17 protein-coding genes are annotated in these 14,760 nt (G+C 55.5%); 2 read left to right on the forward strand and 15 right to left on the reverse strand.

Annotated features, from left to right (window positions below):
* Positions 1–409: 409 nt before the first annotated feature.
* The gene (gene nadB, locus B348_RS0111905; RefSeq protein ID WP_017736338.1) at positions 410–2,017 is read left to right on the forward strand and encodes an L-aspartate oxidase; all 1,608 of its coding nucleotides are present in this window, start codon (positions 410–412) and stop codon (positions 2,015–2,017) included.
* 715 nt (positions 2,018–2,732) lie between these two features.
* Here the strand turns inward: nadB and B348_RS0111910 are convergent.
* The 10 genes from B348_RS0111910 to B348_RS0111955 all read right to left on the reverse strand — a co-directional run bounded on the left by B348_RS0111910 (position 2,733) and on the right by B348_RS0111955 (position 9,360).
* Positions 2,733–2,957, reverse strand: a complete 225-nt coding sequence (locus B348_RS0111910; protein ID WP_017736339.1) for a hypothetical protein — start codon at positions 2,955–2,957, stop codon at positions 2,733–2,735.
* A gap of 78 nt (positions 2,958–3,035) precedes the next feature.
* Positions 3,036–3,500 (reverse strand): hypothetical protein, encoded by a 465-nt coding sequence (locus tag B348_RS0111915; protein WP_017736340.1) that lies wholly within the window; start codon positions 3,498–3,500, stop codon positions 3,036–3,038.
* 411 nt (positions 3,501–3,911) lie between these two features.
* Entirely contained in the window at positions 3,912–4,982 is a 1,071-nt protein-coding gene (locus tag B348_RS0111920; RefSeq protein ID WP_017736341.1) for a hypothetical protein, read from the reverse strand.
* A 97-nt stretch (positions 4,983–5,079) separates the two neighbouring features.
* Positions 5,080–5,520 carry a hypothetical protein gene (locus B348_RS0111925; RefSeq protein WP_017736342.1) on the reverse strand — a complete coding sequence of 147 codons (441 nt, stop codon included), beginning with the start codon at positions 5,518–5,520 and terminating at the stop codon, positions 5,080–5,082.
* 238 nt (positions 5,521–5,758) lie between these two features.
* A complete protein-coding gene (locus B348_RS0111930; protein ID WP_017736343.1) occupies positions 5,759–6,091 on the reverse strand; it encodes a hypothetical protein in 333 nt (110 codons plus the stop codon).
* Positions 6,092–6,124: 33 nt separating this feature from the next.
* Positions 6,125–7,102 (reverse strand): hypothetical protein, encoded by a 978-nt coding sequence (locus B348_RS0111935; RefSeq protein WP_017736344.1) that lies wholly within the window; start codon positions 7,100–7,102, stop codon positions 6,125–6,127.
* Positions 7,103–7,221: 119 nt separating this feature from the next.
* On the reverse strand, positions 7,222–7,437 hold the full coding sequence (locus B348_RS0111940) for a hypothetical protein (RefSeq protein ID WP_017736345.1): 216 nt from the start codon (positions 7,435–7,437) through the stop codon (positions 7,222–7,224).
* Positions 7,434–7,643, reverse strand: coding sequence for a hypothetical protein (locus B348_RS0111945; RefSeq protein ID WP_017736346.1), 210 nt, complete (start codon positions 7,641–7,643; stop codon positions 7,434–7,436). The genes B348_RS0111940 and B348_RS0111945 overlap by 4 nt, the downstream gene beginning before the upstream one ends.
* A gap of 137 nt (positions 7,644–7,780) precedes the next feature.
* The gene (locus B348_RS1000000130475; protein WP_017736347.1) at positions 7,781–8,386 is read right to left on the reverse strand and encodes an HNH endonuclease signature motif containing protein; all 606 of its coding nucleotides are present in this window, start codon (positions 8,384–8,386) and stop codon (positions 7,781–7,783) included.
* Between the two features lie 350 nt (positions 8,387–8,736).
* Positions 8,737–9,360 (reverse strand): hypothetical protein, encoded by a 624-nt coding sequence (locus tag B348_RS0111955; protein WP_017736348.1) that lies wholly within the window; start codon positions 9,358–9,360, stop codon positions 8,737–8,739.
* 734 nt (positions 9,361–10,094) lie between these two features.
* On the opposite strand from B348_RS0111955, the gene B348_RS1000000131560 reads away from it, so the two are divergent.
* The gene (locus B348_RS1000000131560; RefSeq protein ID WP_157356503.1) at positions 10,095–11,180 is read left to right on the forward strand and encodes a hypothetical protein; all 1,086 of its coding nucleotides are present in this window, start codon (positions 10,095–10,097) and stop codon (positions 11,178–11,180) included.
* A 118-nt stretch (positions 11,181–11,298) separates the two neighbouring features.
* Here B348_RS1000000131560 and B348_RS0111965 read toward each other — a convergent pair whose 3' ends face one another.
* The 5 genes from B348_RS0111965 to B348_RS0111990 form a co-directional block, all read right to left on the reverse strand.
* Positions 11,299–11,607 (reverse strand): hypothetical protein, encoded by a 309-nt coding sequence (locus tag B348_RS0111965; RefSeq protein ID WP_017736350.1) that lies wholly within the window; start codon positions 11,605–11,607, stop codon positions 11,299–11,301.
* Positions 11,608–11,661: 54 nt separating this feature from the next.
* Positions 11,662–11,928, reverse strand: a complete 267-nt coding sequence (locus B348_RS0111970) for a hypothetical protein (protein ID WP_141232211.1) — start codon at positions 11,926–11,928, stop codon at positions 11,662–11,664.
* Positions 11,929–12,416: 488 nt separating this feature from the next.
* Entirely contained in the window at positions 12,417–12,605 is a 189-nt protein-coding gene (locus B348_RS0111975) for a hypothetical protein (RefSeq protein WP_017736352.1), read from the reverse strand.
* Positions 12,606–12,899: 294 nt separating this feature from the next.
* Positions 12,900–13,280: a hypothetical protein gene (locus B348_RS0111985; protein WP_017736354.1), complete on the reverse strand. Its 381-nt coding sequence runs from the start codon at positions 13,278–13,280 to the stop codon at positions 12,900–12,902.
* Between the two features lie 36 nt (positions 13,281–13,316).
* Entirely contained in the window at positions 13,317–14,750 is a 1,434-nt protein-coding gene (locus B348_RS0111990) for a tyrosine-type recombinase/integrase (protein ID WP_017736355.1), read from the reverse strand.
* Positions 14,751–14,760: the final 10 nt, after the last annotated feature.

Consider the following 14,760-nt stretch of genomic DNA (forward strand, 5'->3'; position numbering starts at 1 on the left):
CAAACATAGACTAGGACTTTTCGCAAAAGTTCTCCCCCTCAAAGCAAGTTTCCGGCATGCACTGATTTGGCACACACGAAAAACGCAGCACGGGCAACGCCGACTGCGCGAATAATCTTGTCGCCGGTTTTCTGACGCGTCCAATGCTCCCGACGGGCCAATAAACTCAACGTTTTCCCAGCTTTCGGGCAACCTGCTATTGAGTCGGGGCTTATGCAAAAAGTTCCCACTTCAATAACCGGCCGATTTTACCCACGCCGTGCACCGTAATCTCACATTGCCACGAATGCCCGGCTATTGTGCCGCTCAGCCCCTCTATATACTAGTAGCCCGTGTGACCCTTTGATTCGCCGATCCAGGCGTCCTGTTTGCGCCAGTCCTTTGGATCGCTTTTTGCGGAATCCTTCAAATGAGCCAACAGTTTCAACACGATGTTCTGGTGATCGGTAGCGGCGCGGCCGGCTTGAGCCTGGCGCTGACCCTCCCCAGCCACCTGCGAATTGCCGTACTGAGCAAAGGCAACCTGGCCAACGGCTCGACATTCTGGGCCCAGGGCGGTGTCGCCGCCGTGCTGGACGACACCGACACAGTGCAATCCCACGTCGAAGACACCCTCAACGCCGGCGGCGGACTGTGCAACGAAGACGCCGTGCGCTTCACCGTCGAGCATAGCCGCGAAGCGATCCAATGGCTGATCGACCAAGGCGTGCCGTTCACCCGCGATGAACACGCGGGCAGCGACGATGGCGGTTTCGAGTTCCACCTGACCCGCGAGGGCGGCCACAGCCACCGGCGCATCATCCACGCCGCCGACGCCACCGGCGCCGCCATCTTCAAGACCCTGCTCGAACAAGCCCGCCAACGCCCCAACATCGAACTGCTGGAGCAACGCGTCGCCGTCGACCTGATCACCGAAAAACGCCTGGGCCTGGACGGCGAGCGCTGCCTCGGCGCCTACGTACTCAACCGCGCCAGCGGCGAAGTCGATACCTACGGCGCACGCTTCACCATCCTCGCCTCAGGCGGCGCCGCCAAGGTCTACCTCTATACCAGCAACCCCGACGGTGCTTGTGGCGACGGCATCGCCATGGCCTGGCGCTCGGGCTGCCGGGTGGCCAACCTGGAGTTCAACCAGTTCCACCCGACCTGCCTGTACCACCCGCAGGCCAAGAGTTTCCTCATCACCGAAGCGCTGCGCGGCGAAGGCGCCCACCTGAAGCTGCCGAACGGCGAGCGTTTCATGCAGCGCTTCGATCCCCGCGCCGAACTGGCGCCACGGGACATCGTCGCCCGCGCCATCGACCATGAAATGAAGCGCCTGGGCATCGACTGCGTGTACCTGGACATCAGCCACAAGCCCGAAGCCTTCATCAAGACGCACTTCCCAACCGTCTACGAGCGCTGCCTGACGTTCAACATCGACATCACCAAAGGCCCGATCCCCGTGGTCCCGGCCGCGCACTACACCTGCGGCGGCGTGATGGTCGACCAACACGGCCGCACCGACGTGCCCGGCCTGTATGCGATTGGCGAAACCAGCTTCACCGGCCTGCACGGCGCCAACCGCATGGCCAGCAATTCGCTGCTCGAATGCTTCGTCTACGCGCGCTCGGCGGCGGCGGACATCCTCGAACAACTGCCGCGCATCGCCGTGCCAGACGCCCTGCCCCGCTGGGACGCGAGCCAGGTCACCGATTCGGACGAAGACGTGATCATCGCCCACAACTGGGACGAGCTGCGGCGCTTCATGTGGGACTACGTGGGGATCGTGCGCACCAACAAGCGCCTGCAACGCGCGCAACATCGCGTGCGGCTGCTGCTGGATGAGATCGACGAGTTCTACAGCAACTACCGAGTAAGCAGAGATCTGATTGAACTGAGGAACCTTGCCCAGGTAGCGGAACTGATGATCAGGTCTGCCATGGAACGTAAGGAATCTCGGGGTCTGCACTACACGCTGGACTATCCAGAGATGCTGCCAGAGGCGAAGGATACGATCCTTACACCGACCTTTTGAGGCACGTTAGGAGACCTTAGCGTAGCACCATAGGACCCCGATTTGTAACAGCTTTGGCGCACATTTGTCCCAACGCTGGGGTCCCTATCGCCTGCCCGCAAGCGTCCTTATCGTGCGCCTGAGCGAGCGTGCGAGGGCCTACGGGGGGTAAGCGCGCAAGAGCTTTGTTGAAGGTGACCTAAGAAACGTTTTTGCCATTTTCTTAAAGGCCCCTTGAGGTCAGCCATCCAGACGCAACACAAGGGAACTGACGTGGCCCTCAGGGCGCGTTTAGAAGAACAGGATTGATGTATAGGAAAGCCCGTGCGAGGGCCTTTGTGTCGGGATGCTGCTTTGATCGTGGCCCTCGACTGTAACCGCTCCCAAGAATCAAGGAGAGTACAGCCACCACAACTGTAACCGCTAAGGCACCATGACCAGGGCCTTTAACACAGCGGTAAACTCAGGGAGGGACAGTCAAGGGCCACGATCAAAGCAGCATAGAGGGAGGGGTGTTTGTTGATAACAACCCCTGTGAACCAGTAGACATCAGATGCTCTCATGTGTGCCTTACGGGTCCACTGAGCTTTTCATGAGGTCACCCTGATATATGCCTTAAAGAATGATCATTAAGGGACCAGGGAGGGGCTCACTGGGGGCTCCCCCTTATTGTCGGCCTTTTTGGGACTGAGATTATTCTTGACCCCTTAGGGCCCATTGCGGTTGGCATTTAGCCTCACAAGGACGCCACCATACCGGCCACCTTAAAGGGAACTACAAGGGCAGTCGCCACGGTCTCAGCCAGGACTTCGCGGACCAACTCACCGAGCAGCTCAAGGAGGCCCTCAGGCACAGTCAAGCCAGCCAGCAGGGCAACCGTAGCGGCCAGTTTCCAGAAGGCCTTAGAGTTAACCACCGCTCGGGCAACCTTCCAGGCAGTAGAGGTTTCTTTCTCGTTCATCGTCAGGGTCTCCTATTTCAGAAGGTGGTTAGGCACACGCCCAACGACGATTGAGAGAGAGCCCTTAAAGGGTGTGGGTCATGCGTAGGCCTCGGGCGCGTCCCATACAGGCACAGCCACAGGGCCGCTGTATTCAAAGTCATCAGCGAGCCGGGAGCGTAGACCCGCCCAGGTGTTGGACATTTGCAGGCTATTCACGTACTCGCGGATTGCCTTGAGGTTGGCCGCATAATCAGCTTCCAGTCTGGCCGGGGTGTGTGGGAACTGGTCACCAGTGAGCTTGCCCAACTGGCGTAGACGGGCAGCCAGGATATAGAAGCCCTGAGCCGAACCTACGTAGCCACTCGCCCAGTAGGTGGCGACTCCAGATATAGGAGGGCCCATGGCGATCCTGTAGGCCTCAAGGTCATACGTGACCCCAGGTGTTGCCGCATAGATGTCACTGAGCTTATACAGCGCTGGGAGACCCCAGGCAGTCATACTGGCCAGCACAGAGACGCCTTGAAGGGTCAACGGGCAAGGTTTCAGGATTTGCTTAGCCATTGGCTTGCCTCCTATTGATCGGGTCGTGTTGATAGTGAAAGCCTACTTATCCTCATCCCTCACAGGCCCCATAAGGGAGCCCGGTTAGGCTGTTGATGTTTGGTGAAACCTCAGGCCGTAAAGGAACTGTTACGGTCCCTGCAAGGGGTGAGGCCAATAGGCTGTCTTGGCGTGTGAAGCGTTGAAGGCTTCCCTGAGAGCCCTTGAGGGGCGGCGTGTAGTTACTTTGTTGAAACCCTATACGGCCGGCTCTCAAAGGCTCTCAGGTGAAGCGGTGCGTGATGGCATGGGCTTCTGTGAGGGCCATAAAGGAGCCGGAGACTCCATATCTAAAGGGTCGGGCTCAATGGTCCTCACAAAAGCCCACAAGGTCCTCTTAACGGGGACCCTATGGGATGTAGCGGGTGGAGCTTAGGCCGTGGTCAATTCAATCTCAGTGATCAGCGGCATGGCTACCAACTCGGTTTGCAGCTTGTCCGAATCTGGGGCGCTCAGCTTCAGCTTGACCATGGCATTAGCCACTACGTCAGCAATGGCCGAGACCTCAATGTCGTACCCTTGAAGCGAAGCGTTACGGGAAGTGCGGATGTTCCAAATATCACCGTCACGGTCTTCACGGAAGCTCAGGCAGGAGTAACCGTTAGGGATGCACAGGATCTTGTTCGGGCCACGGTGGAACTGAATACCGGCACCAATCAGCTCGTCGATAGACTCCAGGCCAGCACGTTGTGCAGCACGGTCAAGGATCGGGCTCAGGGCCACAGGGACCATAAAAGTGAAGTGGCTCAGGCTCAGGCCGAAACCGGTGTCGATGTTTGCGGCCAGGATGTCGATCAGGTCCTCAGCTTGCTCACGGGCAGCGCCAGACGGCGCCTTGGCTTTGACCTTACGGAGACCCGCAGATGTGCCGATGACATTGGCTACGGTGGTGTTGCACGCGATCATCATGTCACCCAAGAATTGAACAGCGGTCTGTTCCAGGGAGGCAGCCGTAAAACCCGCCATGACGTGGTGATCAAGGATCGTGAAGCGGTGACTGAACAGGGCGGCCTTAGGGCACGGCGCGGTGAATACCAAGTCGCCAGCAATAGCCTTGCCTTCAGTGATCAAGGAACCGTCAATGATAGAGGTTCGTGGGTCGAAGGTGACCGAGCGATCAGAGGCCAACACGATCTGTTGACTGGTAGCGTCAGTACCCTTAGGACGAAACTCACACGAGATAGCCTCGTCGGTGGCTACGCGCCACTCATCGCTATTCAGGTAGTCACCCAGGCTGTTAGCGAACAGGGCCACATAGGTAGCAGCGGACGGGGCGGCAGCGCCTTTTGCAGCGGTCACAGCGTCATTGCTGAAATGGGCAATGGTCGAGCTTTCGACAACAGTTTCAATGTGCATACGGTTCGGTTGAACGTGGCGGTCAGTGCCGTGGCGGTGATCGGTGCCAGTTGGCTGTGCATCGGTGTAGGCGTATTTGTTCGACATGTGGGAGTCTCCTTAAAGAATTCGGTAGGGTTCCTCAATGGGCCCAGGTGGTGGGCCTCATCGGGTTGCATCAGGCGGTGGCGACTTTAGGGGACCCTTAGGTCCACTCATCATCCATGCCTTGAAGGGCATATGGCACAGAGGACCCGTGCGAGCGGATCCGTGCGGACTGGGCATGGCGTTCGGCGTCACGGGCTTGGCGTTCGGCTCGGCGTTCAGCAATCTTTACCGGGTCGATAGCGGCGGCCATTTGCAGAGAACGCTCAGCGAACCACTTAGCATCGGCTTCACGCTTGTCCTGTTCACGCTTGAGGGAAGCACGCAACGAGTGAGCCTTACGGGTCTCGGTTGGATAACCACGGGTGGACAGGCCAGCGGCCTCATATTGGTCAACGATGCTCAGCATGTTGTCGATGTTCTTGTGGCACACGGCAAAAATGCCAGCCAGCAAAGCGCCTTCAGCATAGAAACGGTGGACGGTTTGGCCCTGGATAACGAAGTGGTCGGGGTCAGGCAGTTTTTGAATGTCGAGGCGCATGGATTGATTCTCCTTTGAGGATTCAGGTGGTGGTCTTTAGCAGTCCCCTTGGGCGGGCTGTCAGCGAATCAATAGGCCGAACTTACGCCGGGTCAGTCAGGCTCTTTAAGGTGCCCTGTGTGATGGCCTGCGGTGGGGAGGGGGTGGACGTAATGAACCTACGTGGTTCTGTCCTGCTATATGTGGGGGTTATTAGGTTCGAGTAAGTCAGCTTCAGGGCTGAGAGCGTATCGGGGTCTTAGAGGGTTCCAACACGGGCAGCGTTAGCGACAACGCCAGGGGATCGACTTAGTGCGCCCAACATCAGGATCAGGGCCGGGGCCAAGTGCAGGCACTCATAACGAGCCTTGACGGCGTTCCGGTAATAGTCGTGGCGTGCGATCAGAAGGTCAGTGAAAGCAGCGTGTGGTGCTTTGAGGGTCCACTTTGAACCGCCCAGGTGAGGCTCAACGGTGACCAGACCAGCATCAGCCAGCTCAGCCAGAAGGGCCTCAGCTCGTGCCTTTAGGACGCGGTGGGTTGCGCCCAGGGATTCAGCCAGGACGTTGGAAGGTTTCAGGGTAGCTGTCATAAGGATTCTCCTTTGAGAGGTCAGTGGGCGCCCTTACGAGCGCTTAGCGTGGTTCGGGTCGGCATACATCAAGGTGCCTTTGGTCAAGGGGATGCGCAGGTGGGCACACAGGGGTCCTGCAAGGTTGACTCCAGACTCAGCCAGGGCGACCCATCGTTCATAGGTGCGCTGTCCGAGGTTCTTACGGATGTCTTCCAGCAGCGTCGGGGTGTCATAAATTACTTCACAGGCCATGGGGTCCCAGGTACGGAAAGGACTGTTGCGGTTGTTGTATCGAATGCGGGTATCAATCAGGCCCAGTCGGGCGTGAGGCGGGAACAGCTCGTTCAAGGCGTCCAGCTCATGCGGAAGGATGTCGGTCACGGTAGGGCGGTCCTCCTTTGAGGGCGTCATGAAAGGGTCTGCAAGTTCATCACGGCCACTCAGGCGCTCAATGATGTCCTCAACGTTGAGGCGGACCCGTGGGGCACCACTGGCGCGGTAAGTCACAGTCAGGCTATTGGCCCGTGGCTCGCCCTTGATGGGTAGACCAGTTCGGACACTTCGCAGGCCAGTAGGGCTATCGGGGTCGATACTCCACAGGGACTGGCAGACCTCCAGGGAAGGCAAGCCGGGATACTCAAGGGAGTCCTCAGAGGCTGCCAAGTGTTGGCGTTGCTCAAGGATGAAGCGGATACGGTCCAGGCCACGGGCTTTAAGGGCCTCAGAGTTGTCCTGAATGGTGTCTGCATAGTGGGCCATCAGTCGCGTGGTGCACTGGCACAGACCAAGCTGTCCGAGGTTCATACCGGCCACGACATGGAACACAGAGGGGAAGTCGCTGAAGCGCTCAAGGAGGTCCTCAAGGGGCTCAGGGTTCGCTGTGGACCATTCAAACCAAGCCTCAACGGAGAGACCAGAGGGGATCTTGCGTAGTGGTACAACGCCAGGGGAAGCCTTTAGGGCCTTGGTGGCGCTATCAATTGAATGCGGTTGTTCTTTGGTGGCGATGGATTCCTGTGTGGTGGTCATGGTGGGTGTCCTTGTGTTGGGGTCGATCAGTCGTCAGCTCATGGGCTTCCTATCGAAAGTGGTGGTTGTGGTCCTAAAAATTTCTGTGGAATTCCAGGCAATTTCCTTAACTGAGGGGATTAGGCTTGACCCTCACGCTTGCAGTGATTGGCAGCGTACTTACGGCGGAGGTTGCCGTTCATGCGGTTGTCTTCTGTCGAGGCGAGCCGCTCCCGGCATTCCTCAATGCTGACCCCATCAAGGGACCATTTGAGCCAGTTCTTCAGGCGGGTCTGTTGGTTCCGGCTCAGGGTGTTGACCTCGCTATGTACGTCTTGAGGATTGGGCTGGCTCATTGGCGCAACTCCAGCAGTGCAGCCGTGTAACGCTCAGGGCATACCGCTTGCACAACCTTCAGGGATTCACAACGGGTCAGCATGGAACCCTCAGGCAGCTCAGGGAGAACCTCAGCGATTGCTTCAAGGGTGTCGGCGTGGTCGAGCTTCATTACAGCAGCCAGCTTCGGGGTGGAGTCAGTACGGGCGTTTGCAAATTGAGTCATAGCGGGTCTCCTTTCGTATGGTTGGTGTGGTCTGGTTATTGTGGGGGTTTTTAAGTCAGGTCTATCCTCCCTGTAGAGGTGAGGGTTTTAAACGCAAGTCTCCCAATGGGCCAATAAAAGACCCTCGGGATTGACCATCACACCCAGCCTTCAGCAGGACCAAACACGGCCTCATCGGGCAACGCACAGTAGAAGCTGGCAACGGTCGGACTGCCCTCACCGTCCCGCTTAATGAAGGCCTTAAGTAGGGCCGCAGTCATGGCGTTGAGACGCTCTGAGCTATGGTCCTTGAGCAGGGAGAACGACTTGCAAGGGTAGACCTGGGAGAGGCCATCGCCTGGGCTATAGCAGCCAATGACGCGACCCACGGCTGATACGCTCATGCCCACAGGTAGGAAGGTCTTACGGCCACGCTTGCCGGTGTGGCGACTATTGAGTGCGCCTGACAGTAACTCCAGGTTCCCGATCAGGTTGTTAGCTGGGTTGAGGTCAATGTGATTCACCAGCAGACCAGCAGGGATAGGGCCGTTGACCATCTCCCATATGAGGCGGTGGCATGAGACCAGCTTAGAGCCGAGCCACACTTGCCAGTAACCGTGGGTGTCACGGCGACCAGCGCGAAGGTCAGCACGGCGACCGGTGCCGGATGTCTTCCAGCTAAACCCTGAAGGACTCATAGGGTCGATGAACAAGTGTTCCAGGGCGAAGGCTACAGGTGTGGTGTATTGGGGTTGTGCGGTCATGGTTATAGTTCTCCTTTGAGTGTCTCCTTGAGGGTGGCCGGTGGTGTGGCCTATTGGTGTGCCGTACTGGAACCTTGATGGTCCCTAAGCGCGACCTGTGCAACCGTGGTCGGTAGACCCAGGCCCTGTAACCCTTGAGGGCCCCTGAGTGGTCTGTCTTATAAAATGGGGAAAGGAACAGTGAGACCGATTGAGCATCAGTCCTCTTAAAGGAACCTTAGGGATAGGGATTGCTTATCAGCAAATAATCCCAATCACATAGGGTCTCAGAGAGCTTAGAGGTAGTCTCTATACACTCCATCGGTAACCATGAAGGTTGTCCGTTAGGTCTTCTTTATCTTGTGTCCGTATTAACTGGCGAACGCATCAGCTCCCAGGGCTAAGCGCAGTTGCTGCAAGGACTTCGGGCAGACAGCGCGCAGGGATTCAGGCTCAGAGGCTGTCCGTATTGAGTACATATCGCCCATCGCCACACGCAGCCATTGAGGCCGGGACCGCATGAGGTATTGCATGGCAACGTAAAGTGCAGCCAGATACCGCCGCGCCGTCCTTGAGGACGCTCCCAGGTGTTCCCCGATGGTCTCAGCGCTCAGGTCCTCAAGCGTTTCAAGGAGGTCATAGAGAACCTTGACGGGTAGCTGTTTGGTCCCACCGTGATCCAGACGAGCAACGCCCACAAGGACATCCTCTGACCATGGCTCATAGCGGTCCTGAAAATCGAGGTGACCATAGAAAGGGTTCTCAATGATCAAGGGTACGGGCCCCCGACGGCGCACAGCAGGGACCTTAATGAGGGCCTTGAGGTAGTCCGTGGAGTCCTTCGACTCATGCGCCAGGGCAGCGGCACGGGCATTGCGCCACGCATCTTTAGGCAGCAGGTCATAAGGCTCATAGCCTCGATAATCGGTTAGCTCAGCGTGTAGGCGTTGGTAGCCTGCATAGGTGTCACTTCGATAGATTTTTTGCGGGGTCATGGCGGTCCTCTTTGGCGGCGTCCTCAGTGAGGTTTTCTGTGATGGTGTGTGCTTCCTACTATATGTGAGGGTTTTAAAGCCACGTCACAGCGAAAGCCCCAGCCGTGAAGGGCCAGGGCAGCATTTGAGGCTTGACTGAGAGGTGACCAGAAAGGAAGGGATGCGACGTGGTGTGTTGCAGTGTGGTGAAACTGGTGAGGTGGTGCGGTTATTGTGGGTGGTTTTAAATTGCCGACCCTTGAGGAACTCCTTGAGCTTGTCCCTTATGACCCTGGCCGCGACGTTGCGAGCATCACCAGGTAGAGCGTGTGACCGAGGCCTATCGACGACTCCACCGGGAGCCCCATGCTGTCGTCTCCTTCGGTCCTAACAGCGGCCATAGTGCCAGTCATCAGGCTCCAGCAATCTCCCTTAACGATATTTCTGGGTGACCCCTTGGGCGTCGTCAAGGTCTCCCATAGCAGCCCTAAGCTACTTAGACCGGGACTAATCAGCGGTTGCATCGCGACCTCAAGGGCGTTGAGATAACGGCGAGTCATCAGGTAGGACAAGCCCAGGTGTGAGGTGGATCATGGTGGTGATCTCCTATAGCTCTCCTTATAGACGGTCACCTTCGACCTACGGCGCTCCAATTTATTGAATCGTTCTTTATTATCTGGCTTAGTGGTAGGTGTCGTTCTGGGTGCCTGGTCGCTGAGTCACGCACGCACCGAACATAAGCAAGGAGCATTAGCATGGAATGGCAACCAGTTTTGAGAGAACTGCATCTGTATGGTGGTGGACGCATTCTGAATGGGATGGATCAAAAAGCTGATCTTCGGCCCAATGCACTGAGTGGGAAGGCCGCGACCTTAACTATAAAAAGCTATGGTAGTTTTTATGGTGATGTTAAGCGTTTAGGATTCCAGATAGTCGGATGTGATTTTTTCCACACCGAAGAGCAAGCGAAAAGTTTCGTCCCTCCCGAGTGGAGGTCAATCAATCCCGCAGCCTCTCCAGAGTGGATATGCACAGACCAAGGACATAATTGGTCATTCATCGCTAATGCCGCATTTCTACAAAAAAATGGACTATTTTACGATATAGCTTCTCGAATCTCCCATCAAATAAGAGCATGTGAATGGAGATTGAGGCAGTTATCGGAAGCATATTCAGATCAACTGAACGGGAGATTACTCTCGAAAGCCTTTAAACCCAACGAACGCTTTCTTGATGGTCACACCTCGTTATGTTATTTGGCCTTACAGTCGTTTCTGGTAGATTCTTGCACTTTAAGAGATTATCTCTCAGAGTTTTACTCAGAGGCGACAATTCGAACGAATGATCCGTCCGCCCCCAAAATCACTGCTTTAAGTGGCCTATTAAAAATCTGGCGATCTCAGCCGCCTCAGGATAAAGCAGGCAAAGAGCTGAAAGCCTCGTCATCGACCGACAACTGGCTCTACGAACTTGGTGCATACCGCGATTTAGTCGTCCACGTCGCCCCCTTAGCGAACGCCGCGAAAACTCTACTGGCCTTTACGAAGACAATAGACTTTCATGGTCAGCAGTTGCCTGCCATACGGCTACCAATCCCATTAAAACCTGCTCAAGTAACTAAAAGCCGAACCACCGGAAAATACTTTGAAGACCCCAACGTAAACTTTGCGCGCGGCTTAAACTTCATTGGGAGCATGGATTCTTCAAGAGACGCACTCGAATACGCTCATATTTCTATGCAGCAGCTTGGCGCACTTTGCAATTCAATTTCGAGCATATCCCCCTTTGCGCCTGAGGTCCCGATCATCACACCAATAGATTTAAAAATCACAAAAGGGTAATAAGGTCACTTTAATAAATTGAAAGCTTCTATTACCTTGGCGAACGGTAGAGCATTGAGATGCGACTAACCTCAGGTTTCCCTCAATGCACTTTCCTCGCGAACCTCTTCAGATCCATTCAGGTCCAGCTTCCCGGCTTCCTACGATTCTCCTCAGTGGTGGATCTCATGCGTAAGGCTTCTGCATCACGCTCTGACAAAACTTCGAGGACCTCCTTAACTAAAGCATCCTCTTCAGGTCCTCTCGGGGTCAGGTTATACCACTGAGACAGGAGCCGGGTGGCGTCAATTGCAGCCTCATAGCGAACACCTAAAAGATAGGTCTGCTGGGCAGTGTCGCGATGCTTTTTATAAGCCGTCCAGACCCAGCCCGAACCCTTCCAGATAGCCAGGGCACTCAATACACTAACCGTAATAGCAACACTCATTGAGGGCCTCCCAGTGCATCAGTGAGGGCCTAATGGCGCCCCTCCAATATTTCGTTAATTAAAATCGTGACGGACCTTGAAGGTAATAGTCCGAGGCGTCTCTTTGGGCGGCTGATCTTTCAATACAGAGCACTCACCAATTCGATATTTAATCTTTGCTATGCCTTTCCACTCCGGGTACTGCCTACTATTGATCTTAAACGTGCCGAGCTTGAAGAGTTTACCTCCCCCATCAAAATTTAGCTTATCCGCGAGCTTTAAATGATAGCCCGTGACCTGCACCTTGATATGCCTTCCGTCTTCCAATTCGAGTTCAAGCATAAGGTCGTCTATATTATTCATTTGATTGGCTCTCACCTATCCAGCGAACGAGCTTAATCAACAAGCCCTAAAGTTTTTATTCCGAAACAGCTAATGCTCCAAGCATACAGAGTGGAATATACGAGAAGAAGTTTGGAAATATACTGTTTGAAGAACAACGAAAATTGAAGCAGCCAGTGCCTTCGACAAGAGTACCGCTGGAACAGGTGGCTGAGATTGCTATAGCAGCATTCGCAAACCGTCGAGACAGCAAAGTAATAGTAGCTGGCATAATCACTTCCTTGATGATTCTGCGAAACAAGGATGGCAGAACGCCACCCTCATTGAACCGTTTGATATTACACCAGACCAAAAGCCTTATCGAGGGCCTCAGCCATTCGTCGCACCTCAACGGAGCTCCCCGCACTATACAGATCCCGAAGTGTACCCCAAGATTGATTCAGCGGCCCCATAGCCACCTAAGCGGCCTTCAAGGCACCGGCCAATGTTCACAGGGCGTCTCCCACGGTAATACGGACAACGCCCATGGATTCCTCAATGGCTTCCTTCAAGTCAACCACTTCTGTCCGCAGCACCTTCAGCTCGTCCATTACGGCCTGTGCAAGCGGGTTGGTAGACTCGGCGGCGTCGTAAGAGACAGTCTTGCGGATGGTCGGGAGGATTTCCTCATGACTCACTCGCGGAACGGTTCGGACTGCGTCGCGGTGCCCTTCATGAGCATCCGGTACAGCTCCGACTCGCTGAACAGGATCGAGTTCGACCTCAATACACGGCCCAGTCCATCATCTGGAAGACTTGCGGTATGTCCTTCAGTCAGTGCCCGGAGGGCCCGACCTGCACCGTTGACCCGGCGATGGTGCGCGATGGAGTCGCCCGGATACTTCAGTCCAGCCGCACGCCCCCCCTGAGTCGCCACAAACAACAGATCGTGATCCGGGTGACCGACCAAGACATCCAGCTCGATGCAAATCTCAGTGGAAGAACAACTTATACAGACCGAAGAGCCCCAAGGCGACGAAGATATAGAAGGCTACTTGGACTCCTTTTTTCGTTACTTTTCGGTTAATTACACCGAGCTCATCGAAAAAGTAAGAGACAAATGAGTCGGAGTCGATGTCCATCTGATCACCCGTTTCCCAGAAAGCTGCAATAGCTTCCCCGTGCTTTATTCGGGCAAGATTAGAAGTGGTCTCGTTTCTATCATCCAGTTTGAGCTGATCCTGAATAAAGCACTGCCAAGCCATGATGCGAGCCGTCTTTTCACCAAGAGAGCTGAGCTGGTCTACCACCACTGCTCGCTCATGAAGCTCCTTATTTACCTTCGCAAGTCCATATAGCTCAAGGTTTCGCATAGCGCCTCCATTCGAAACCCCGATGATACCATTTGGCTATTGAAGTGCCTTCACCAGTGCATCAGCCATACGACCCACCTCAACAGCACTCCCCGCTCCATACAGGTCATAACTGATAGACCCCGAAGCGTGCCCCAAGATGGTCTCAGCGGTTCCCACAGGCACCTCAGCGGCCTTCAAGGCACCGGCCAGCGAGTGACGCAACGAGTGGAAGGTCTGGGTCCGATCAGCGTTCAACGTCAGGACCTCCCTTAGCGCCCCATTGAGCACGTTCGAGAACTGACCGGCTCCCAGTGTGAACAGCCGGGAGTCTGCCTTTCCGACAAACTCAAGGAACGCCTGAAGATCGAAACCGTAAGCGCCATCAGTCAGCGGCACAACACGGAGAGCATTCTTGGTCTTGGCTGTCTTGCCATCGTTCCTGTTGATGTCGATGACCCAGATACCAGCGACCTGTTTAACGTCAGCCTTGGTCAACTGCCTGAGTTCCTCAATACGGGTCCCAGTGATCACCCCAAGGGACAACGCCCAGCGCTGCCAAGCGTCCACTGGAAGCGACTTAGCGTAAGCCATCAGGGCCTTTACCTGATCCTGAGAGAGCGCCTCACGGGAGCTGTCAGCGCCTTTCGTTGGCTTCAGACCCTTATCAAAACTCTTGTCGAGGTATCCGTTATTCACAGCCCAATCCATGACAGTCGATAGCCGGGTCAGCTGCTTCTTAACCGTCGAAGGCTTACGGTCCTCAAGGAGCTTGTCCCGAAGGTTCTTCATGTCCTCCCGTGTGTGGGTCTTCATGTCCAAGTCGCCAAGGATCGTGCCGATAGCCTCACACGATGACTTCACGTCCCGCATGGTGCTGTCCTGAATGCTGTCTTTGCGTTCCGCCATGTAGAGCCCAGAGAGGACCTTGAATGTCAGCCCTGAAAGAGCACTTACAGATAAGGGCAGGGAAAGAGCCACAGACGTGCTACAAGATTCGCCATTGAGGTCCTTAACGATCTCGACCAGTTTCCCCGACCGGCCCCGCATACGCTCCTGAGAGGCCTCAAGGATCTCAAGGGCCTTACTGACTGCTCGTTGCTGATTGATGCTCAGGGGCAACTGTGCGGACGCCTTACGGAGCGCCAAGTGATGCTCATCGTTGATCATCTCGTAAGCGACCAGTGAACTGTCACCGTGTGCCATCGTCAGGTTGTACTCAGCGATGTCGATCAAGCGCTCACGGAGTGAGTCCCATGACGCCTCAGGGTTGTCCAAGTGGTAAGCCTTGAGGGTCGAGAGGATGTCGTCGGAGATGGTCATTGCGGTGGCCTTGTCGGTAGTCCTGAGTGACAGCGTGAAGAAGCCCTTAACGGTTCCTTGAGGGCGAAGGCGAAGGTAATAGCGACCAGACCGGCGATAGTGGTACGGCTTGGCGAGCGCAGTTTGTAACAGGTTTGTCCCACTTGGGGAGCGGTGGTTGACGATCATCGGCTGAAAC

It is taken from the genome of Pseudomonas sp. CBZ-4 (genome assembly GCF_000346755.1).
GTDB lineage: Bacteria > Pseudomonadota > Gammaproteobacteria > Pseudomonadales > Pseudomonadaceae > Aquipseudomonas.

Excerpts from the sequence above, each read along its gene's own strand:
- B348_RS0111945 (WP_017736346.1), bottom strand. The coding sequence starts at position 7,643 with ATGACTCAATTTGCAAACGCCCGTACTGACTCCACCCCGAAGCTGGCT.
- B348_RS0111930 (WP_017736343.1), bottom strand. The coding sequence starts at position 6,091 with ATGACAGCTACCCTGAAACCTTCCAACGTCCTGGCTGAATCCCTGGGC.
- B348_RS0111910 (WP_017736339.1), bottom strand. The coding sequence starts at position 2,957 with ATGAACGAGAAAGAAACCTCTACTGCCTGGAAGGTTGCCCGAGCGGTG.
- B348_RS1000000130475 (WP_017736347.1), bottom strand. The coding sequence starts at position 8,386 with ATGACCGCACAACCCCAATACACCACACCTGTAGCCTTCGCCCTGGAA.
- B348_RS0111935 (WP_017736344.1), bottom strand. The coding sequence starts at position 7,102 with ATGACCACCACACAGGAATCCATCGCCACCAAAGAACAACCGCATTCA.
- B348_RS0111940 (WP_017736345.1), bottom strand. The coding sequence starts at position 7,437 with ATGAGCCAGCCCAATCCTCAAGACGTACATAGCGAGGTCAACACCCTG.
- B348_RS0111970 (WP_141232211.1), bottom strand. The coding sequence starts at position 11,928 with ATGCTTGAACTCGAATTGGAAGACGGAAGGCATATCAAGGTGCAGGTC.
- B348_RS0111990 (WP_017736355.1), bottom strand. The coding sequence starts at position 14,750 with ATGATCGTCAACCACCGCTCCCCAAGTGGGACAAACCTGTTACAAACT.
- B348_RS0111965 (WP_017736350.1), bottom strand. The coding sequence starts at position 11,607 with ATGAGTGTTGCTATTACGGTTAGTGTATTGAGTGCCCTGGCTATCTGG.
- B348_RS0111955 (WP_017736348.1), bottom strand. The coding sequence starts at position 9,360 with ATGACCCCGCAAAAAATCTATCGAAGTGACACCTATGCAGGCTACCAA.
- nadB (WP_017736338.1), top strand. The coding sequence starts at position 410 with ATGAGCCAACAGTTTCAACACGATGTTCTGGTGATCGGTAGCGGCGCG.
- B348_RS0111925 (WP_017736342.1), bottom strand. The coding sequence starts at position 5,520 with ATGCGCCTCGACATTCAAAAACTGCCTGACCCCGACCACTTCGTTATC.
- B348_RS0111915 (WP_017736340.1), bottom strand. The coding sequence starts at position 3,500 with ATGGCTAAGCAAATCCTGAAACCTTGCCCGTTGACCCTTCAAGGCGTC.
- B348_RS1000000131560 (WP_157356503.1), top strand. The coding sequence starts at position 10,095 with ATGGAATGGCAACCAGTTTTGAGAGAACTGCATCTGTATGGTGGTGGA.
- B348_RS0111985 (WP_017736354.1), bottom strand. The coding sequence starts at position 13,280 with ATGCGAAACCTTGAGCTATATGGACTTGCGAAGGTAAATAAGGAGCTT.
- B348_RS0111920 (WP_017736341.1), bottom strand. The coding sequence starts at position 4,982 with ATGTCGAACAAATACGCCTACACCGATGCACAGCCAACTGGCACCGAT.